At 70.1% G+C, this 21013-nt stretch carries 17 protein-coding genes; 7 read left to right on the top strand and 10 right to left on the bottom strand.

Annotated features, from left to right (window positions below):
* Positions 1–199: 199 nt before the first annotated feature.
* Positions 200–1513, bottom strand: coding sequence for a hypothetical protein (locus tag AB0D27_RS05865; RefSeq protein WP_362502540.1), 1314 nt, complete (start codon positions 1511–1513; stop codon positions 200–202).
* 198 nt (positions 1514–1711) lie between these two features.
* Between AB0D27_RS05865 and AB0D27_RS05860 the strand changes: the two genes are divergently transcribed.
* The gene (locus AB0D27_RS05860; protein ID WP_362502537.1) at positions 1712–2593 is read left to right on the top strand and encodes a DUF4429 domain-containing protein; all 882 of its coding nucleotides are present in this window, start codon (positions 1712–1714) and stop codon (positions 2591–2593) included.
* A gap of 86 nt (positions 2594–2679) precedes the next feature.
* On the opposite strand, the gene AB0D27_RS05855 is transcribed toward AB0D27_RS05860, so the two are convergent.
* A complete protein-coding gene (locus AB0D27_RS05855; protein ID WP_362502534.1) occupies positions 2680–3474 on the bottom strand; it encodes a class II aldolase/adducin family protein in 795 nt (264 codons plus the stop codon).
* Between the two features lie 186 nt (positions 3475–3660).
* On the opposite strand from AB0D27_RS05855, the gene AB0D27_RS05850 reads away from it, so the two are divergent.
* Positions 3661–4146, top strand: a complete 486-nt coding sequence (locus AB0D27_RS05850; RefSeq protein ID WP_362502887.1) for a pyridoxamine 5'-phosphate oxidase family protein — start codon at positions 3661–3663, stop codon at positions 4144–4146.
* Between the two features lie 25 nt (positions 4147–4171).
* On the opposite strand, the gene guaA is transcribed toward AB0D27_RS05850, so the two are convergent.
* Positions 4172–5752, bottom strand: a complete 1581-nt coding sequence (gene guaA, locus AB0D27_RS05845; protein WP_362502531.1) for a glutamine-hydrolyzing GMP synthase — start codon at positions 5750–5752, stop codon at positions 4172–4174.
* 725 nt (positions 5753–6477) lie between these two features.
* On the opposite strand from guaA, the gene AB0D27_RS05840 reads away from it, so the two are divergent.
* Positions 6478–6762, top strand: a complete 285-nt coding sequence (locus AB0D27_RS05840) for a chorismate mutase (RefSeq protein ID WP_362502528.1) — start codon at positions 6478–6480, stop codon at positions 6760–6762.
* Between the two features lie 829 nt (positions 6763–7591).
* Positions 7592–8578, top strand: a complete 987-nt coding sequence (locus AB0D27_RS05835; protein ID WP_362502525.1) for an LAETG motif-containing sortase-dependent surface protein — start codon at positions 7592–7594, stop codon at positions 8576–8578.
* A 113-nt stretch (positions 8579–8691) separates the two neighbouring features.
* Here AB0D27_RS05835 and AB0D27_RS05830 read toward each other — a convergent pair whose 3' ends face one another.
* From AB0D27_RS05830 to AB0D27_RS05815, 4 genes are all read right to left on the bottom strand, one after another.
* Entirely contained in the window at positions 8692–10500 is a 1809-nt protein-coding gene (locus AB0D27_RS05830) for a GMC family oxidoreductase (RefSeq protein ID WP_362502522.1), read from the bottom strand.
* A 62-nt stretch (positions 10501–10562) separates the two neighbouring features.
* Positions 10563–12194, bottom strand: coding sequence for a succinic semialdehyde dehydrogenase (locus AB0D27_RS05825; protein WP_362502884.1), 1632 nt, complete (start codon positions 12192–12194; stop codon positions 10563–10565).
* A gap of 183 nt (positions 12195–12377) precedes the next feature.
* Positions 12378–12989 (bottom strand): Uma2 family endonuclease, encoded by a 612-nt coding sequence (locus AB0D27_RS05820; RefSeq protein WP_362502519.1) that lies wholly within the window; start codon positions 12987–12989, stop codon positions 12378–12380.
* Positions 12990–13081: 92 nt separating this feature from the next.
* Entirely contained in the window at positions 13082–13564 is a 483-nt protein-coding gene (locus AB0D27_RS05815) for an ATP-binding protein (protein WP_362502516.1), read from the bottom strand.
* Positions 13565–13767: 203 nt separating this feature from the next.
* Here AB0D27_RS05815 and AB0D27_RS05810 point away from each other — a divergent pair, with 203 nt between their 5' ends.
* The 3 genes from AB0D27_RS05810 (at position 13768) to AB0D27_RS05800 (ending at position 15773) form a co-directional block, all read left to right on the top strand.
* Positions 13768–14622 carry a helix-turn-helix transcriptional regulator gene (locus AB0D27_RS05810; protein ID WP_362502512.1) on the top strand — a complete coding sequence of 285 codons (855 nt, stop codon included), beginning with the start codon at positions 13768–13770 and terminating at the stop codon, positions 14620–14622.
* Positions 14623–14633: 11 nt separating this feature from the next.
* Positions 14634–14807 carry a DUF397 domain-containing protein gene (locus AB0D27_RS05805; protein ID WP_362502509.1) on the top strand — a complete coding sequence of 58 codons (174 nt, stop codon included), beginning with the start codon at positions 14634–14636 and terminating at the stop codon, positions 14805–14807.
* 126 nt (positions 14808–14933) lie between these two features.
* On the top strand, positions 14934–15773 hold the full coding sequence (locus AB0D27_RS05800; protein WP_362502506.1) for a hypothetical protein: 840 nt from the start codon (positions 14934–14936) through the stop codon (positions 15771–15773).
* A 15-nt stretch (positions 15774–15788) separates the two neighbouring features.
* Here the strand turns inward: AB0D27_RS05800 and AB0D27_RS05795 are convergent, their stop codons facing one another.
* The 3 genes from AB0D27_RS05795 to AB0D27_RS05785 form a co-directional block, all read right to left on the bottom strand.
* Positions 15789–17459: a protein kinase gene (locus tag AB0D27_RS05795; RefSeq protein ID WP_362502503.1), complete on the bottom strand. Its 1671-nt coding sequence runs from the start codon at positions 17457–17459 to the stop codon at positions 15789–15791.
* 92 nt (positions 17460–17551) lie between these two features.
* Complete coding sequence (locus AB0D27_RS05790) at positions 17552–19195, bottom strand: serine/threonine-protein kinase (RefSeq protein WP_362502500.1); 1644 nt, start codon at positions 19193–19195, stop codon at positions 17552–17554.
* A gap of 58 nt (positions 19196–19253) precedes the next feature.
* Entirely contained in the window at positions 19254–20927 is a 1674-nt protein-coding gene (locus tag AB0D27_RS05785) for a serine/threonine-protein kinase (protein WP_362502881.1), read from the bottom strand.
* Positions 20928–21013 lie beyond the last annotated feature (86 nt).

The following is a 21013-nucleotide window of genomic DNA, read 5'->3' as shown; positions in this document are numbered from 1 at the left end:
TTCCCCCCGAGCCTCTTTCGCCCCCTCCGCCCCTGCCCGTCCCGTCCCTGGAGGCTCCGCCCCCAGACCCCCGTATCGGCCTGAACGGCCTCGTCCTCAAACGCCGGACGGGCTCAGATGGGCGGGTGGGGATCGGGATGGCCCCGCCCCGACATCAAACCCCGGTCAGGCTGGATCCGCCGGCGGCAACGCAGGTTCCTCAGTCCGTCACATCGATCACGCAGCGGTTCGTCTCGACGCCGGCTGCGGTCACCACCTGCACCTCCACGCGCCCCGGTTCCACATCCACCGGAACAGGCACGGTGAGCACCGCGTCCGTGGGGTTGCTGAAGCCCCCGGCCACCGGCACCAGCGGCACGTGGACGTGTACGGCGCCGATGCGGACCACCATCCGCGACAACCGGTCGGCTGTCTGCGCGCCGGGCGGCATGAATCCGGCGCCCCGGATCTCGATGTCGTCGCCGGTGCGGATGGGTGCGTCCAGGTCGCCCGCCTCGCGGGAGCGGACGACGGAGAGAATCACCGGCCGGCCGCCCTCGGCGTACTTCCCGGCGAGATAGGTCGCGGCCGACACCAGCACCAACAGGGCCAGCCCCCATGGAAGATCTGGCAACTGCGACGGCCGCCGGGCCAGCCGTACCGCCGCGAAGACGAGAGCGACGGCGCTGATCACGACGTACTGGATATCGGCGAAGCCGCCCCGCCCGGAGTCGTCGGTCAGCAGATCGGCGGCGCGCGGCCGGTCGGCGCGTACCTTCTGCAGGCGCTGCCCCAGCACCCGCAGCCCCACCACCCGCCGCACCAGCACCGCGATGCCGCACACCACGGCGACGACGGTCACGACCCCGGCGCCCCGGGCGAGTTCCAGCCCGGCGATCAGTTCGTCCCGGCTGCCGTGCGCGGAGGCCGCCGCGAGCTGTCCGACCAGCACGAGGACGGCGTACACCATGAACAGGACCCAACCGGCGGCCACCGCAAGGGAGGTGGAGAGCCGGTTGTCCTCGCCGATGACCGGGGCGAGGGCGCCACCGCGGGCGCGGTGCAGCCAGGCAGCGCCCGTCAGCAGTCCGGCCAGAACCAGCGCGGCGAGCAGCCCGGCCGTCCGCGCGGCCGTCCACCCCGCGCCGATCGCAGTGACGGCCTGCACCAGGAACAGGGCCCCGACACCGCCCAAGACGGAGAACGCGGTGTACCGCCACAGCCGCCCCAGCCACGCCTCACCCTCGACACGCCCGCGCTCGGCGACGAGGTCGGCGGACTGGGTCAGCTCGTCGGAAACCCACTGCCGGGACGCCGACGCCGAGTGCGCGACGGCGGCGGGCAACCCCTGGCCGGACGCCAACTCGTCCCGCTTGGCGAGGAATTCGGCGACAGCCCGCCGATGTCCCGCACGCGCCCCGTAGGGGCAGTCCCCGCAGCGGCAGCCACCCTCGTGCGCGCCCTGCCCGGTGCCCGTCCCGGCACCGCGCTCCGCGCCACGCCCCGCGCCGTGTCTCGCCTCCTGCACCGCCACGCCCGCTGCCGCCTTCCCCGCGCCAGAAAAACTCCGTGCAGCCAGGTCTTCCGTACGCCTGACTGCCGTACAACTGCCTTACTACTGCTCGCGATGACAGCGCATTGTGCCGTACGGAACACGGCCCGCAGTGGGCAGGTCTGGTCAGAGCGGGTGGAGCGGGGGCGCCCGTGTTGACCCGGCTGCGAGAATTTCCCTATGGCCGAGATCATCCAGCGCGACGGGACCTGGGCCTTCGACGGCAGCACGGTCAGGATCACGCCGGGACTCCACCGCTCCGTACCGCTGTTCCGGCAGACGTACGGAGAGATCTCCGTACCGCTGGAGGCGGTGTCAGGCATCGTCTACGAACCCGAACGCAAGCGCGGCCGGCTGCGCCTCAGGCTGCGCGAGGGCGCCGACCCGCTGCTGCAGGCGACCGGGGGCCGGTTGCCGGACGCGGCGGACCCGTACAAACTCACGGTCGACATCGACCGTTCCGGTGTCGCCGCGTACGTCGCCGAGGAGGTCCGCCGCGCGCTGCTCCTGGACCAGATCCCCAAGGAACCGGCGAAGACCTATCTCCTCGCGGGCCCGCCCGTCCCCGTGTCCGTGCGCTCCAGCGACGGCACGGTCTCCTTCGACGGCGCCCAGGTGCGGATCGACTGGGCGGACACCTCCGACCGGGTCAAGCGGGCGACGGGGCCGCGGATCATCGGCGTGGGCGACCTCGTCCAGGTCGAGTGGCTGCCCAACTCCGGTGACGAGGACGGCTTCCTGCGTTTCGTGACGCGGGAGACGGTCTTCTCGAAACTGCCGCCCGAGAAGGATCCGTACGCCCTCGATCTGTGGGGCAGCACCCGCCGCGATCTGCTCACCGCGCTCGTCGCCACCGCCGTCACCGCGCGCCTGCCGCACCCGTCCACGCGGACCGGCACGTTCATGGACCGCCCCCAGCTCGCGTCCGCCGTACCGCCGCAGTCCGACCATCACGACGTACTCCTGCGCCGCCTGCGGGAGTTGGGCGAGCTGCACCGCGACGGCGTGCTGACGGACGAGGAGTTCGCCACGACGAAGGCGGCGGTCCTGCGGGGCTTTTGACTCAGAGGAAGTCGAGGCTTCTGACTCAGAAGATCGAGGCTCCCGGCCCTAAGACGGTGCTTACGGTCGAGAAGACGGGGGGGCTTCTAGCTCAGCAGATCGGGTTCGCTGCGGCTGATGTCCTGCCACAACGGCTGGTAGTTGATCCACGCCACCAGATCGCCGCCGAGCTGCTCCCGCGTCGCCACCGCCTGCTTGTGGTCGATCAGGATCGGCCGCCCGGCGGCCCTCGCGGTGAGCTGGACCTGGCTGGAGCGTTCCATGGACAGGAACCACCAGGCCGCGGCGTCCACCGAGTCCCCGACCGTCAGCAGCCCGTGATTGCGCAGCACCAGCGCCTTGCGGCTGTCCAGCGCTGACGCGATCCGGCGGCCCTCCTCCGCGTCGACGGCGACGCCGGTGTACGCGTCGTAGAGCGCGTGGTCCTCGTAGAAGGCGCAGCTCTCCTGGGTGATCGGGTCGAGCAGGTCGCCGAGCGCGGACAGGGCGCGTCCGTGCACGGAGTGGCAGTGGGCGACGGCGACGACGTCGGGGCGGGCGGCATGGACCTGGGCGTGCACGGTGAACGCCGCCTGGTTCACGTGGTAGCGGCCCTCGATCACCTGGCCGTCCTGGTTGGCCATGACCAGATCGCTCACGGTGACGTGCTTGAACGGCATCCCGAACGGATTGACCCAGAAGCACTCGCTGAACTCCGGGTCGCGCGCCGTGATGTGCCCGGAGACCCCGTCCTCGAATCCGAGCCGCGCGAAGAGCCGCAGCGCCCCGGCCAGCCGTTCCTTGCGGTGCCGCCGCTCGTCGTCCGGCGACTCGTGCATCGGCGGCATGGCGAACCGCAGCTGGTCGGTGGGCAGGGGCGGGGGCGGGGTGGGCCCGTGCATATGTCCTCCAGCACTGGCGTGTCCGGTACGGAGCGGAAGTTACCCGCGGTCAGCGCAGGAGACCAGGGCCGTTCGGTGAAGAGAGTGGCAACCGTTACGGACCCACGCGGCTCTCTACCGTAGAGGCCCGCGCTATACCTGACAAAAGATGTCCGGTATCCGCGCGAGACTGACCGCATGAGCCGTATGAGCCGTACGACCCCCGCGAACTGGGCAGCCTTCGCCTCCGCCGAACCCGACCTCGCCAAGACGGTCGAAGACCGCTTCGCCGCCTTCACCCATCACACCCTGGCGACCCTCCGCAAGGACGGTTCGCCCCGCACCACCGGCCTCGAGGCGCGGTTCCTGCACGGCGAGCTGTGGCTCGGCATGATGCCCGACTCGCTCAAGGTCCTCGACCTGCGCCGCGACCCGCGCTTCGCGCTCCAGGCGAACCCGGGGCCGGGCACGGACATGGGCGGCGGGGATGTGCGGATCAGCGGTCGGGCGGTCGAGGTCGGCGACGAGGCGGCCAAGAAGGCGTACGTGAAAGAGGTGGAACCGCCGCAGCCGTTCCACCTCTTCCGCACCGAGCTGACGGAGGTCGTACGGACCTACGTCGAGGACGACACGTATCTGGTCGCCGAGATCTGGAAGCCCGGAGAGCCGGTGCGCACTCTCAGGCGTAGGTGAGGACTACTCCCACCCGATGGGAGGACTACTCCCACTCGATGGTGCCCGGCGGCTTCGACGTCACGTCGAGGACGACTCGGTTGACGTCCGCGACCTCGTTCGTGATGCGCGTCGAGATCTTCGCGAGGACGTCGTACGGCAGCCGCGACCAGTCCGCGGTCATGGCGTCCTCGGACGAGACGGGGCGCAGCACGATCGGGTGGCCGTACGTCCGGCCGTCGCCCTGGACGCCCACGCTGCGGACGTCCGCGAGCAGGACCACCGGGCACTGCCAGATGTCGCGGTCGAGACCGGCGGCCGTGAGCTCCTCGCGGGCGATGGCGTCGGCCTCGCGGAGCAGGTCGAGGCGCTCCTTGGTGACCTCGCCGACGATGCGGATGCCGAGGCCGGGGCCGGGGAACGGCTGGCGCTGGACGATCTCGTCGGGCAGACCGAGCTCCTGCCCGACCATCCGCACCTCGTCCTTGAAGAGCTTGCGCAGCGGCTCGACGAGCTCGAACTCGAGGTCCTCGGGCAGGCCGCCCACGTTGTGGTGGGACTTGATGTTGGCCGTGCCGGTGCCGCCACCGGACTCGACCACGTCCGGGTAGAGCGTGCCCTGCACCAGGAAGGCGACGTCATCGCCCTCCGCGGCCTCGGCGATGATCTCCGCCTGGGCCTGCTCGAAGACCCGGATGAACTCCCGGCCGATGATCTTCCGCTTCTCCTCCGGGTCGGACACCCCGGCCAGCGCGGCGAGGAAGCGCTCCTGCGCGTCCACGACCTTCAGCTGCACGCCGGTCGCGGCCACGAAGTCCTTCTCGACCTGCTCGGTCTCGCCCTTGCGCATCAGGCCATGGTCGACATACACGCAAGTCAGCTGGGACCCGATGGCCTTCTGTACGAGGGCGGCGGCGACGGCGGAGTCCACGCCGCCGGACAGACCGCAGATGGCGCGCTTGGTGCCGACCTGCTCGCGGATGAGCGCGACCTGCTCGTCGATGACGTTGCCGGTCGTCCAGTTCGGCTTGAGGCCCGCGCCCCGGTACAGGAAGTGCTCCAGCACCTGCTGGCCGTGGGTGGAGTGCATGACCTCGGGGTGGTACTGGACCCCGTACAGCTTCTTCTCGTCGTTCTCGAAGGCCGCGACCGGGACGACGTCCGTGGAGCCGGTGACGGTGAAGCCCTCGGGGGCCGCCGAGCAGGCGTCTCCGTGCGACATCCACACCGACTGCTCGTCCGGGGTGCCCTCGAACAGGGTGGAGCCGGGCTTCGAGACACGCAGCGGCGTACGGCCGTACTCGCGGGCGCCGGTGTTGTCGACCGTGCCGCCGAGGGTCGTGGCCATCAGCTGGAAGCCGTAGCACATGCCGAAGACGGGGACGCCGGACTCGAAGATCTCGCGGTCCAGGCGGGGCGCGGCCTCGGCGTACACCGACGAGGGGCCGCCGGAGAGGATGATCGCGGCCGGGTTCTTGGCGAGCATCTCCGCGACCGGCGTGGTGCTCGGCACGATCTCGCTGTATACCCGGGCCTCGCGGACGCGTCGGGCGATGAGCTGGGCGTACTGCGCACCGAAGTCGACGACCAGGACGGTGTCGGGGGCGGCGGGGGACACTTCTGGCACGGTTTGCCTTCCGGCGGTGAGCAAAGGGTGTGTGGTGTCGAGTCTACCGGGGGCTGGCGCGGGGGGCGCCTACGGCGACCGCAGCGGAGCCGCTGACGAATGCAGCGCCGCCGCAGCCCGTCCCTGGGACTCCACCCGCCAGGATGCGGCAGACGCCTCCAGCGGCCGCGGCAGAGCCGCTGACGAATGCAGCGCCGCCGCAGCCCGTCCCTGGGACTCCACCCGCCACGGTGCGGTAGACGCCTCCATCGGCCGCGGCAGAGCCGCTGACGAATGCAGCGCCGCCGCAGCCCGTCCCTGGGACTCCACCCGCCACGGTGCGGTAGACGCCTCTGCCCGCGGAGGCGTCTACTGCCCTGCGGCCGCCTCCGCCGGCGGAGGGCCAGGGCGCACTGCCCGCGGGGGCGACGCCCGGACAGTCCATCCCCAGACGCCGCTCCCCAGACGCCGCGCCTCAAACGCCGGAGGGACTGAATTCGTCCCGGTCTCAGTATCCGAACCGGCTTGGCCCCCGGCCGCCCCCGTGGGCATACTGCTCTCATGCTCACGCACCAGACCTACGTCTTTACCTATGGCAACCGGCCCGCCGGCTGCCATGGTCGTGCTGCTTGAGCAACTGACAAGCGACTTCCCAGGCGCCCCGGGCCGACAAGGCCCGGGGCGTCTGCCGTTTCCGGACCTTGCCGCTCCGGGGCACCCTTCCAAGGATCAAGAGGAGCCCCACCATGGCCGACGTACTCGACAAGACCGGCGCCCGCACCGACGAGGCCGCCGATGTGATCACCGGTGCCCGTGAGCGCATCGACGCCCTCGACGACCGGATCATCGGCCTCGTCCAGGAACGGATGGCCGTCTCGGCGGTGGTCCAGGAGGCCCGGATCTCCTCCGGCGGCCGCCGGGTGAACCTCTCGCGCGAGATGGAGATCCTCGGCCACTACAGGGACGCGCTGGGCAAGCCGGGCACGTCGCTGGCGATGACGCTGCTGGAGCTGTGCCGCGGCCGCGTCTGAACCCCGTACCGGGCGTACGCACGTACGCGTCCCCTCTCACCCGTACGGCGCGTGACCGGCGCGCGGCGGGCTTCGTTGGTCCCGGTGTCCGTGTCAGCCAGGGGCGGGCCCGAAAGAACCACGCGTGGCTCCGCTGGAGCGATGAGACGTGCGGATCGTGCCGTGCGTCGTGGGACCTCGCTCCAGGAGTGTGACCGGACGGCAGGGGACAGCAGCCCGGTCACTTCGGCTCCGGGGACGCCCGGGGCCGCCCGGCGGAATCTCTTCAGAGGCGGTCGCAATGGTTGCGGAGGCCGTCGCCCATCCAGCACGATGCGAGAGCAGCCCAAGTCCCCTCGCAGACAATCGCATTCGTTCTGTACGGCGCGTACGGCCCGTTCCGTACCGCCCGACCGCCAATGGTCGACACCACGTGCGCGCTCCGAGCGTGCCGGGGCGCACGACCGGCGGTCACCCGGACCAGCGGCGCAATCCCCCGGCGCCGCTCCCAGGCACCGGCGCTGCCCCGACGTCGGTGCTGACGAAAGATGGGCCCCGCAGCTCCGTCCTGCGGGGCCCTTCGCCATGCTCTGCGAAGAATCAGACGGCGATCAGACGGCGATCAGTCAGCGATCACACGGCGAAGCACGGCGATGGCACCGCGACCGCGCCTCGGGTGTGACCCAGCCCACATAAGAATTCTGTGAGAGCTGGGACAACCATTCACCGCATTCACCGGTCACACCTGCAGAACCAACGGCCACACCCGCGCCCCACACGCGGAGGCCTCACCTGAACGAGCCCATACGAGCGTCGCGACGCGCGACGCACCCGGACTTCCGAGGTCTTCATGAAGCTTCGCCGTGCCATGGCCGTTGCGGCCGCGACGGCTGCCATAGCCCCGCTCGCGCTGCTGTCGGCGCCGGCCGCGTTCGCGACGGACGAGAGCCCCAGCCCGTCCGCGAGCGCGACCGCGTCCGAGTCTCCCAGCGAGTCGGCGTCGCCGAGCGCGACCGAGACCACGCCCGAGCCGACCGCCTCCGCCTCCGCCTCGGAGTCCGCGAGCGAGTCCGCTCCGGCCCCGAGCGCGACCGCCTCCGCCTCCGCTTCCACCCCGGCGCCGAGCACCTCCGCGCCCGAGGAGTCGCAGTCGCCCGACCCGGAGCCGTCCGACTGCGCCGACTCCAAGGTCGACGTGTCCATCACGGGCCTGCCCGGCAAGATCGCGGCGGGCAGCGGCTGGCACAAGTTCTCCCTGAACGTGCTCAACAACTCCGACTCCACCCTCACCGACCTCGGCTTCTTCGCCGGGGCGTCCGCGGACAAGGCGGGCGAGGACCTCTTCCAGAGCAAGAAGGTCCAGCTCCAGGCGTACAACCCGGACGGCAAGGTCTGGGAGGACGTCGACTCCGAGGGTTACGCGGTCGGCTTCGTCGGTTACACCGACCAGCTCAAGCCCGACTACGAGGTCGACATCCCGCTGCGTATCAACGTGAAGTCCAGCGCCCCGGTCGGCGCAGGCTTCTCCCTCGGTGCCAGCATCTACGGCGACTCCGACGGCGAGTGCACGGGCTTCGGCGAGGTCGCGTACAAGTTCCAGATCGTCGCGGCCGGCACGGACACCGGTGGCACCAAGCCGCAGGAAGGCGGCAAGGTCCCGGTCTCGGACAAGCCCGCCGACAAGAGCAACACCCCTGAGGTCGACGGCAGCCTCGCCGAGACCGGCTCCAGCTCCGCCCTGCCGATGATCGGCCTGGCCGGCGGTATCGCCGTCGTCGCCGGTGCCGGTGCGGTGTTCGTGGTCCGTCGCCGCAAGTCGGGTGACGTGACCGCGTAAGGAGCCGGTAGCCACACAGCTCCAAGAAGGACCTGCGCTCGGAGGGGGGCGCAGGTCCTTCTTTCTTTCCCAGCGCGGGCGGGTGACGGCCCTTCTTCGCTCGCGCAGGCGGGTTACGACTTCGGCGGCACCGTCGGCATGCCCAGGAACGGCAGCTTCAGCGCGCCGAACGCGTCCGCGGGGACGGCGGGTGCCTGCGGCTCCACCGGCTTGAGGCGTTCGTACGCCGCACCCGGCGCCGGACGCGGGTCGGTCTCGCCCTTGTTGGGCCAGTACGACATCGCGCGCTCGGCCTGTGCGGTGATGGTGAGCGACGGGTTGACGCCGAGGTTCGCGGAGACCGCGGCGCCGTCGACGACGGAGATGCCGGGGTGGCCGTACAGCCGGTGGTACGGGTCGATGACGCCCTCCTTCGCACTGGCACCGATCGGGCAGCCGCCCAGGAAGTGCGCCGTGAGCGGCGTACCCATCAGCTCGCCCACATTGCTGCCCGCGAAGCCGTTGATCTCGGCGGCGATCGCGGACGCGCCCTCCGAAGCCGCCTTGATCTGCTTGGGGTTGGGAGCGCCGTGGCCCTGACGCGCCGTCAACAACCCCTTACCCGCACCCTTCGGCTTCAGATAAGTCGTCAGGGAATTGTCGAGCGACTGCATCACCAGGCCGATGATGGTGCGCTCCGACCAGCGGCGGTTGGAGAGCGAGCGCAGTACGAGGAGCGGGTGTTTCGCGGCGTGGGCCAGCCAGCCCAGGACTCTGGACGAGCCCTCGGCGTAAGGGACTTGGAGGATGGACATGCCGCCCATCGAGTTCGATCCCTTGCCGTAGCGGACCGGCTCGATGTGGGTGTTCTCGTCGGGGTGGATCGACGACGTGATGGCGACACCGCGCGTGAAGTCGACTCTCGGTTCGCCGGTGACCTTGCGATAGCGCCGGTTGTCGGTCTGCGCGCCGACCAGCGCCTCGGAGTTGGTGCGGGTCAGCTCGCCCAGCCTCTTGGAGAGGTACGGGAGCTGGCCGCCCGCCTTCATGCGGTGCAGCAGGGTCTGCGTGCCGTAGGTACCCGCCGCGAGGACGACCCGGCGCGCCTTGAAGGTCTGCCCCTCGCCCTTGCGCCGTTCGTCCGTGGGGAGGGTCTGGACGGCGTACCCGCCCTGCGAGTCGTCGGTGACGGACACGACGGTCGTCATGGGATGGACGACCGCGCCCGCCTTCTCGGCGAGGTGGAGGTAGTTCTCGTTGAGGGTGTTCTTCGCGCCGTGGCGACAGCCGGTCATGCACTCTCCGCACTCGGTGCACGCCGTGCGGGCGGGTCCGGCGCCGCCGAAGTACGGGTCGGCGACCTTCTCACCGGGCTTGGCCTTCGTGCTCCCGTCAGCGTCCTGTCCGTCCCCGAAGAAGACGCCCACCGGCGCCATGTGGAAGGTGTCGCCGACGCCCATCCGCTCGGCGGCGGCCTTGAGGTGCACGTCCGACGGGGTCATGGTCGGGTTGAGCCGCACGCCCAGCATGCGCCGGGCCTGGTCGTAGTACGGCTTCAGCTCCTCCTGCCAGTCGGTGATGTCCTTCCACTGCGGGTCCTCGAAGAAGGGCTTCGGGGGTTCGTAGAGGGTGTTGGCGTAGTTGAGGGAACCGCCGCCGACGCCCGCTCCCGCGAGCACCATCACGTTGCCCAGCAGATGGATGCGCTGGATGCCGTACATGCCGAGCCTGGGGGCCCAGAGGTAGTTCTTGATGTCCCAGGAGTTCTTGGGCAGCGAGTCGCGGGTGAAGCGGCGGCCGGCTTCGAGAACGCCGACGCGATAGCCCTTCTCCGTCAGGCGCAGGGCGGTGACGGATCCGCCGAAGCCGGAGCCGACGACGATGACGTCATAGTCGTACGCCTCCTCATCCGGCTGACTGTGGACAGAGTTCTCCTGTGACACGTGCTGCTCTCCTCGTTGAGAACGGTTCGAGAACTGTTTCGCGCGGCTGGCGGCCTGACGGCCTAGCGCAGACGGAATGCCTTCATGACCCTCAGGCTCCGGCTCATGAACGCCGCGTACTTCTCGTCGTCCATACCGAGCGAGGGCGCCATGGGCAGCAGTCGCTGCTGGGCGACGGTCTGGGCCTCCGTGTACTTGAGGATGCCCTCGGAGCCATGGCGGCGGCCGAGGCCGGAGTCCTTCATGCCGCCCATGGGCGACTGGACGCTGCCGTACGCGGGCGCGTACCCCTCGTTGACATTCACCGTCCCGGTGCGCAACCGGGCCGCGACCGCGCGCCCCTTGCGCCCGTCCCTGGTCCAGACGGACGAATTGAGGCCGTACGGCGTGGAGTTGGCGAGCTCGACGACCTCGTCCTCGGTTTTGAACCGGTAGAGGGAGACGACGGGCCCGAAGGTCTCCTCGGCGCAGACCGCCATCGGCGCCTCGACGCCGTCGAGGATGGTGGGCTCGTAGAAGTAGGGGCCGATGTCGGGCCGGGCGACGCCACCGGCGAGGACCTTGGCGCCCTTCGCGACGGCTTCCTCCACATGCCGCGTCACGGTCTCCAGCTGCCGCTCGCCGACCAGCGAGCCCATCTCGGCCCCGTAGGCGAGGGACTTGCCCAGCCGCATGGCCTTGGTGCGGGCGGCGAACCGCTCCGCGAACACATCGGCGACGGACTCATGGACGTACAGCCGCTCGATGGAGATGCAGAGCTGACCGGCGGAGGAGAAGCAGGCGCGGACGGCGCCCGCGGCGGCCTTGTCGATGTCGGCGTCCTCGAGGACCACCATGGCGTTCTTGCCACCGAGTTCGAGGGAGACGCCGACGAGCCGGGCGGCGGCGCCCTGGGCGACTTCCCGTCCGGTCCTCGTCGAGCCGGTGAAGGAGACGTAGTCGGCGTGCCTGACGACCTCCGGACCGACGACCGGGCCGTCCCCGATCACCACCTGGAAGACCTCTCCGGGCAGCCCGGCCTCGATGAGCAGGTCGCGGGCCCACAAGGCGGTCAGGCAGGTCTCGGTGTCGGGCTTCATGACGACCGCGTTGCCCGCGACGAAGGCGGGCAACGCGTCGCCGACGGACAGTTCGAGCGGGTAGTTCCAGGGCGCGATCTGGCCGACGACGCCGCGTGGGTGGCGCAGTTCGGTGACCTTGGTGAGGGTCGGGACGGCGCCGGTGTGCCGCTTCGGCCTCAGATACGACGGCGCCTTGCGTCCGTAGTGCCGGGCGGCCACGACGACGGCCTGGACTTCCTCGTGCGCGTGCAGGCGGGCCTTGCCGGTCTCCAGCTGGATCAGATCCAGGACCTCGGCCTGACGGGCGAGCACCAGGTCGTGGAAGCGGAGGAGGACGGCGGCGCGCTGCCGTACGGGAGTGGCGCCCCAGGCGACCTGTGCCTTACGGGCCCGCTCGAAAGCGGTCGCGACGTCCCCGGGCGTGGACTCGGGCAGGTCGGCCAGCTTCTCGCCGGTGAAGGGCGTGTGGTTGGCGGTACGACCGGACCCGACGACCCCCTTGGTGAGCTGCGCGACCAGCTCGGGCGTGACGACGTCGGCGGCGGTGCGGGCGCCCGTGGGGGCGGGGGCGAGGGGGTTGGTACCGGCCTTGGCGGCAGCGCCGCCGGCGTTGTCCGTGCCGGAACTGTCCATACCGGCGTCTTCCTTGGCCTGCTCCGTGGCCTGCGAGTCCGTCATGAGCCGCAGGGTATGCCCGCCCGGCCGCTTTGGGTACCCGTCGGTAATCGGCTTTCACGGAGTACACACACGCTGCCAGTGATCGCTGGCAACGAATGCGCTGATCAGGGGGTTGTTGGTGTGACCGTCACGGGTTGATCACTCCTGAACGCCATGGTCCGGACTGTCCGGACCAACGGCGAACCCGGACGTGTCCAACTCGAAGTCGAACGGCGCGGGCACGCGCAGCGGCTTCCCGAAGGTGACGGTGGTCCGTGACCGGTACCCCTTCGGGGAGGGGTCCCAGAAGGCGGTGATCTCCCCGACCTGCATATCCAGAACGAGGTAGACGGGAACGACCCGCCCGTACGTATCGAGCTTGTCGAGCCAGTCGGCGTCCTTGGTGGAGGCGGAGGTCAGCTCGGCGACGAGGGAGAGGGCGGCCCCGTCGGCGTGCCGGCCTTCGGCGTCGAAGGCGGCTTCGTCGGCTACGTGGAGGTCGGGCCCAAATCCTCGCTCCCTCCCAGGGAAGGTGAAGAGAAAGGGCGCCACGTCAACGTCGTGCGCCTTCGGCGCATGAGGCTCGAGCTGGAGCCGCAGCGACTTCATCACCCTCTTGTAGCGCAGCTTCGACCACGGCGACACGACGATCTTCCCCCGGATGAGTTCGGCCTTGTAGCCGTCAGGTGTCTCCAGCTCCTCGACGATCCGGAGCATGTCCTCGAAGGCTCCGGACGGAGGAACGTCTATGGCCGCCGGACGCTCGCTCATGATGGTCACCGCGGTCCTCCGCTGATTACAGGGCGTGTCGCTGGGTCCACGGTAGCGCCGAGACGCTGCGGCTGCGCGCTGCCAAGGCGCCCTCATGGGGCGTCACTGATGCCGAAGACAGCCTGCGGCCCCAGCGCGCACCACAGCAGCTTCCCGCCCCGCCCGAAGAGGTCGTCACCGAGTGGATAGCCACCCCACGCGTCCGCGTAATGGCATACGAGGAGTAGCCCGCGCCCGCCGTCCGCCTCGGCCGGGACGGGATGGAGCGGGCCGGGGCGCCTGTCGAAGGGAGGTGGGATGTGCGGGTTGGCGTCCCAGACGCTCACCCGGAGGCGGGCGCCGGGCAGGGCGCGGAGGCGGAGGGTCGCGGGGCCGGTGGAGTGGCGGTAGGCATTCGTCACCAGCTCGGATGTCAACAGTTCGGCGGTGTCGATGAGTTGCGTCAGGCCGTGCCTGGTCAGAACCGCTCTGAGGGTGACGCGGGCGATGCGCGGTGCGCAGACGTCGTGCGGCAACTGGAGGGCGTACGCACAAGATGCGGACGCTTCGGACTTCGGCGGGGATACGGTGACCATGAAGGCCTTCTGTGGTGGGGTGACTTGAGACCGCTCCAATGGCAGCCCGTGCTTCCGGCTTACTGGCGAGGCCAGTTGAGCGGCTTGGGACTCACCGTAGACCGACTCGTGGACTACATTCCATGAATTGCAGGGGCTGTAGTCCCTATTACCTTCGTGTGGGTGACCCCCACGCCATACGTACGAACGGAAAGTCGCCGCTCATGCCGCAGCCAAGCCCTCTGCCCACGGCCCGGCGCCGACGTCTGGGCACCGAACTGCGGAGGCTGCGCGAGCGCGCGGACCTGTCCGCCACGCAGGCCGCCGCGCTGGTGGGCGCCACGCAGTCACGCGTGAGCAACATCGAGGCAGGGCGCTACGGGGTCAGCGCCGATCGCGTGCGGACGCTGGCCCGGCATTACGACTGCACCGATGAGCCGCTGATCGACGCCCTCGCGGCTATGACGGGCGAGCGTCGACGCGGCTGGTGGGAGGAGTACCGCGACATCCTCTCGCCTCGCATGCTGGACCTCACCGAGGTAGAGCACCACGCCACAGCCCTCCGCGTGGCGCACGTCATCAACGTCCCCGGCCTTCTGCAGACCACCGATCACGCCCGCGCCCTGTTCAGCCACACCGTGCCGCCACTGAAGCCGCACGAGATCGAGCACCGGGTCTCGCACCGCATCAAGCGCCAGGAGATCCTGCACCGCCAACAGCCACCGCCGTACTCGGCGATCGTGCACGAGGCAGCCCTGCGCATGCGCTTCGGCGACCGCGCCACGGTCAGGGCCCAGCTCGGCCACCTCAACGAGGTGAGCGAACTCGACCACGTCAGCGTCGCCGTCATCCCCTTCGACAGCGGCCCGTTCCACACCTCCGGGCAGGGCATCGACTACTTCCACGGCCCGGTCCACCAACTCGACACCGTCCAGCTGGACACCGACCACGGGGCCGAACTGACCGACTCTCCAGCCCAGTTGGAGCGCTACCACTTGGTCCTGGACCGCATGCAGCAAGCCGCCCTGCCCCCGACCAAGTCCCGTGACTTCATTGCACAGCTCGCCCGAGACCTCTGAAGGAGCCCACCATGCCCGAACCGCACTGGCAGAAGTCCATGTACAGCCAGGAGGCCTCCGCCTGCGTCTACATAGCCACCACCCCCGCCGGAACGATCCTCCTCCGCGAGAGCGACGACCCGGAGGTCATCATCGCCACCGGCCCACTCCAACTCGAGGCGCTGATAGCCGCTCTGCGCTCATAGGTGACCCGCAGTCCATGAGGTGCGGATCAGGTCAAGTCGGACGCCGCCGACCTGGAGAGTTGACGATTCCTTGACCTCTCCCTCATAGTCCTTTCACCTCTGGACCACCGAAGGATCACCATCACCATGAAGAGACTCGCGTTGTCGCGGGCCGGCATCGTCGCGGTTGCGTCGGCGCTTTCGCTCACCCTGGTCACCGGTTGCTCCGACAGCGGAGGTGACGGTGACAAGGGCGCCGGATCCGACAAGTCGACGGCCGCCGCGAAGGCGCTCAGCGGTGCCGAGTTGAAGCAGCGGATCATCGCGACGGGAGACGTCGAGGGGTACAAGGTCGGGGCGGCCGACCAGGGCGGCGCCTTCGCGTCCTCCAAGGACGACGTGACGGTCGTGGAAGAGAAGTGCGCGCCGATCGCGTATGTCGTGACCGGGTTCGCGCCCGGCGACTCCGCCGCGTACGTCAACCGCTTGGTCTCGCAGGAGGTTTCGGCCTCGCCCAGCGCGTCCTCGACCAAGAGCCTGGAGGACATGACGGACAAGGAGTTCGAGGACGCGATGAAGTCGATCACCGACTCCCTCGGGCAGACGGTGACGATCGTGTCGCTCTCGTCGTACGAGGGTGGGGGTGCCGAGGAGACCATGTCCTCGGTCTCCGACGCCATCAAGGGGTGCGCGAACGGGTTCACGGCCACGCCTAAGGGCGGCGCCAAGGACGACACCCAGAAGTTCACCAAGGTCGCCGCCGAGAAGGCGTCCGGGACCGGGGACGAGTCGCTCGCGTTCGCGGTGACCGGGGACGCGGACGGCGACGACGTCGTCGTACACGCCGAAGTCGTCCGCCACGGCAGCACTATCGCCACGTACTACGCCTTCAGCCTCGCGGCCTTCTCGGGCGAGGACGGCGCCGGTGCCGGCGACTACGACATCCCCGCCGAGCTCATCAAGGGCCAGGCGGCCAAGCTCACCTGAGGCCTGAAGAGTTCCTCACAGCTTGTCGATGTCCAAGTTGGCGATCGCCGCCTTCGCGACTTCACGGCCCCGTGCCGTGAAGTCGCCCTTGCCCGGGTAACTGATCGTGAGCTTGTACATGTCGCCCGTGGCCGACTTGTAGTAGAAGATCTTCAGCTCGCGAGGGCGGGGGTTCTGACTGTCGGTGGTCGTGTACCTCACCGTGTTCTCGGCGGACTTCTTGCCCTGGTACGTCGTCTCCTGCGGGTCCGTCCTCGGGCCCTCGGGCATGCTCAGGTCGTACGCGCCGCTGTCCTTGAACTCCCCGTCGTCGGCGTACATCTCGGCCCTCGACGAATCCTGGATCTCCTTGCTCGTGTCCTCGGACTTCCTGGCCAGGGTCAGGCCGATCCAGATGCTCCCGCTCCAGTCGGTGTACGTGACCCAGTGGCCCTTGTCCGACGACCGGTCCGGCGTCGATCTCTGGTAGTCGGCGGGCACCGCCAACGTGGCGGCGACGTCCGGCACGTGTTGCTTCTTCCAGTGGTCCGGCAGCGGTCCCGCGAAGGGGTTCGCGATCACCAGGTACGTCGCCACCGCCGCCGCCACGACCGCCGCGCCGAGGCCGAAAAGGGCCTTGCGACCCACGCTAAGGCCCGTGCCGCCCGCCGGGGCCGCGATCTGCACGACCTGCGTCGGCGCGGGCGCGGGCGGCTGCGCGGCCTCCTCCAGGAGGCGGCGGACCTGGGCGGCGGAGGGGCGGCGGGAGGGCTCTTTGTCCAGCAGGCCGTTGATGGCCTCCGAAAGGGGGCCGCTCGCCGAATGGGGCGGGGCGGGCGTGGAGTTGAGCACTGATTGAAGCGTGGCGGGCGTGTTGCTGCGGCGGAAGGGCGAGACGCCCTCCGTGGCCGCGTACAGGACCACGCCGAGGGACCAGAGGTCGCTCGCCGGACCGGGGCGCCGGCCCAGCACGCGCTCGGGCGCGGTGTATTCGGGCGAGCCCACGAAACCGCCGGTGTCCGTCAGGTTCGTCTCGCCCTCGATCTGGGCGATGCCGAAGTCGGTGAGGACGACACGGTCATGGCGGCCGAGCAGGACGTTGTCCGGCTTGACGTCGCGGTGCAGGATGCCCGCCGCGTGCGCGGCCTCGAGGGCGCCGAGGACCTCCAGGCCGACGCGCGCCGCCTCGCGGACGTCGAGCGTGCCCTCCTGGAGGGCGTCGCCGAGCGAGCGGCCGTGCACCAGTTCCATGACGATCCAGGGCTGTCCGTCCACGACCGCGACGTCGTGGACGTTCACAACCGCCGGATGGTCGAGGCGTGCCGCCGCGCGCGCCTCACGGCGCATCCGCTCGAAGGCGTTGGCGCGTTCGCGCTCGGGAAGATGGTCGGGAACACGCGGCTCCTTGACGGCGACCTCACGGTCCACCGTCTCGTCCTTGGCCCGCCAGACCGTGCCCATGCCACCGTGCCCGAGCTTGGCGAGGAGCCGGTAACGGCCGGCGATCAGTCGTCCGGCGCCCGGGTCCTGCGCCTTTTGCTCAGGTACGACCTGGGTGGGCGCGGCATACGGATTACCCGGGTACGGGACGCCCGGCTGCTGTACGGGCACACCCGGCTGTTGTACGGGCACACCCGGCCGAGGTGGTTGCAGACCGAAACTCGTTGGCTCGTCGGACCCGTAAGGGACTCCCCCGTTGTTGCTCATACGTCCATCTCTATCGCGGCAAGCGCTTCGGCATCCAGCCCCATCCGTCTCCGGTCACAGACCCGTGACGCACCTCGCCGCTTACGCGCAGTTCATGAACGCACGAACGTGTCCACCGCCACGTCGAAATACTCCTTCGCCTCCGTCACCTTCCCGACCGGCGCCGAGAGCCACACGTCGTACATCCGGCCGCCCTCCTCCCAGCACAGGTCGTACGTGTGCCGCGCGCCCTCCGCCGCGGTGAAGCCGTTCCAGGTGAACTCCCAGAGGGCGGCCGGCCGCCCGTTGTGCGTGGTCGAGGTGACCGCGCCGTCGCGATAACCCGGGTTCGTGGAGGGCCCCTTGGCATCCGCGCCCCGCATCACCGCGAGCGGGCCGCCAGTCGCCGGATCGGTCACCTTGATGCCGAGGCGGAAGATCTGCCCCGGTGACATGTAGAAGACCCGCTCCCCTTGCGGATCCCGCGTGAAGTCGTCGGCCACCGCGAGCGAGAACCCGTTCGGGTCGTGCGCGAGGTGGTATCCCGAGGGCGCCTTGCGGGAGCCGGCGGTCGGCGCCTGCTGCCGGGTCACGGTCACGGTGGGAGCGGGGTCGGCCGAGGACGACGTACTCGCCGTGGACCTGGACGTGGATGCGGATGCGGATGCGGATGCGGATGCTGACGTGCTCGACGGGGGTGCGGTTCCTCCGCCTCCACCGTCGTTCATGAGCAGCGCCGCCGCCGACACACCCGCGCCGGCCATCGCGGCGACCAGCGCGGCGGCGACGAGAACGCCCCGCGCGGACTGCTTGGGCGGCCTGTCCGCCGCCGTGGCGGGAGGTGGGGCCGGCGGGGCGGGCACGGGCTTGGGCTTGGGTACGTCCCGCTGCGTGGGCGTGTACCCGGCCTGCGACCGGGGCGTCCGGCCCGTGTCACGGAAGGCGCGCAGCATCCGCTCGGCCTCCGCCGCGTCGAGCCGCCGCTCGGGATCGCGCTCCAGCAGCCCTCGCACGACGGGCAGGAGCGGCGCCGCCTGGGCGGGCGGACGTATGTCGTCGACGACGACCGCGTGCAGGATGCCGCCCAACGAGTCGCGTCGGAACGGTGATTCGCCGCTCAGGACCGTGCACAGCAGCGCGCCGAGCGACCACAGGTCGGACTCGGGCCCGGTCCTCGCCCCGGACATCCGCTCGGGCGCGGTGTACTCCGGCGAGCCGACGAACGCCCCGCTCTCGGTGAGTGTCGTCGCGCCCGCGACCTGCGCGATCCCGAAGTCGGTGAGGACGACACGGTCGGTGCCCGCCTCCATCAGGACGTTGGCGGGCTTGAGGTCCCTGTGCAGGACGCCGGCGTCGTGCGCGCGGCGCAGCGCGCCGAGGAGGCCGATGCCGATGCGGGCGGCCTCGCGCGCGTCGACCGGGCCGCGCGTGGAGATCCGCTCGGCGAGCGAGCCGCCTTCGATCAACTCCATCACGATGTACGGCCGTTCGTCGTCCACGACGACATCGTGCACAACGATGATGTGCGGGTGGTGCAACTGCGCCACGGCGCGGGCCTCGCGCAGGGTGCGGTCGCGTTGCAGCCGGGCCTCCTCCGCCGAGAGCGAGTCGTCGAGGGCGAGTTCCTTCACCGCGACCTGGCGGCCGAGCAGTTGGTCGGCGGCTCGCCAGACGACGCCCATGCCGCCCCGCCCGATCCTGGCCTCCAGCCGGTAACGGCCGGCTATCACACGGACGTTCTCCCCCTCGGTCCCCATGGGCCCCATCATGCCGCACCGGACGGAGCCCCTCCGGGCCCCGGCTCCTCGGTGGCTGTTATCCGGCCTTGGGACGCCAGCCGCGCAGGATCGCGTCGAACTGCTGACGCGCGGTGTCCCAGTCCGCCGCGGGCGCCGACATGTAGATCGCGTACTCGATACCGTCACGGGCGAGATACGTCTGCTCGATGGCGCGGCGCGGTCCCGGGTACGGCGTCTGCTTCGGCAGCGCGGTCCAGGTGAAGTCCCAGAGCGAACCGTGGCAGTCCCGGAAGGTGTTGGCCTGCAGACTCACCCGCTGGTAGTTCTGCAACTTCGTCAGCTGCTGCTGCAGATCCAGCTGGTGCATGTAAGGGTTGTCGAAGTCCGGCGAGTCGTCCACGGCAATGCGCACGAAGTGCTTGCCACCGTCGGGTGTGTAGTCGACCTGCGTGCCGTTGGCCTGCCGCTTCCAGCTCTTGCTGGGCAGAGCGAGGCTGAAGCCCTCGACGTCGTCCACGCGGATCCAGCTGTCGGGGACGGCACCGGCGGGCGTGGACTGTCCGCTCTTCCCGCTCTTGCCGTTCTTGCCGTCCTGCCCGGTGTTCGTGTCCTTCGTGCCGGTTCCGGTGCCGGAAGTGTTGGCGTCCTTGCGCCAGTCGTCCGCGTACCTCATGGCGACGGCGCTGCCACCGCCGACGAGCGCGGCCAGGACGAGGACGAGCGCGATCGTGCGGCCACGACGCCGCTTTCTGGGGGCGGAGCCGACTGGGGGCAGGGGCTGGTGCATGGTCACCAACGGTCCGCCATGGGGCGCCGGCACATGTGCGGTCGCACCATGGGCCTGGCCCCGGCCCTGGCTGTGCCGCTGGTCCGGCCGCTGCCCCACGCTGGTGTCCACGTGTTGTGTCGGCACATACGCCTGCGCGGCCTTCGGACGCCGCCCCTCAGCCGCCTCGGCGAGCATCTGCTCGGCCTCCGACGCGCTCGGCCGTACGGCGGGATCCTTGCGCAGCAGCGCCGTGATGACCGGCTCCAGCGGACCGGCGTGCTGCGGCGCCGCGGGCTCCTCGTCGACGACGGCCTGCATGGTGGTCAGCGGCGAAGTGCGCCGGAACGGCGACCGCCCCTCCACCGCCGTGTAGAGCGTCGCGCCGAGGGCCCACAGGTCGGAGGCCGACCCGGGATCGTGGCCGCGCACCCGCTCGGGCGCCAGATAGTCGACGGAACCGACGATCTCGCCGGTGCGCGTGATGGTCGTGTCGCCCTCGACCTGCGCGATGCCGAAGTCCGTGAGCAGCACGCGCCGGTCGGCGGAAAGCAGTACGTTCCCGGGCTTCACGTCCCGGTGCAGCACACCAGCGGCGTGCGCGGCCCGCAGTGCGCGCAGCACCCACAGTCCGATCCGCGCGGCCTCGGCCGGTTCGAGGCTCCCCCGCTCCTTGACCTCGTCGGCCAGCGAGTTGCCCTCGACCAGCTCCATGACGATCCATGGCCGGTTGTCGTGCTCCAGGACGTCGTGCACGGTGACGACGGCCGAGTGGTTGATCCGGGCTGCGGCCCTTGCCTCGGCGTGGGTACGCGCGAGCAGCCGGGCCAGGTCGCCCTCGGCGACGTACAGCGCGGCGGTCAGCTCCTTGACCGCGACCGCGCGGTGCAGCACCTCGTCATGGGCGCGCCACACTCGGCCCATGCCACCGCTGCCGATGATGTCGACAAGCCGGTAGCGGCCCGCGAGCAGCAGGCCCTGCATCTGATTCACGTTTCCCCGCAATGGTCTTGACAGGGGTCAGACTAAAGAGCGACCCCCGCACAGGGAACCGGCGGGGTCGTACGGAG

It is taken from the genome of Streptomyces sp. NPDC048415, from assembly GCF_040651675.1.
Lineage (GTDB): Bacteria > Actinomycetota > Actinomycetes > Streptomycetales > Streptomycetaceae > Streptomyces.
This window is presented reverse-complemented; position numbering and strand designations above follow the sequence as displayed.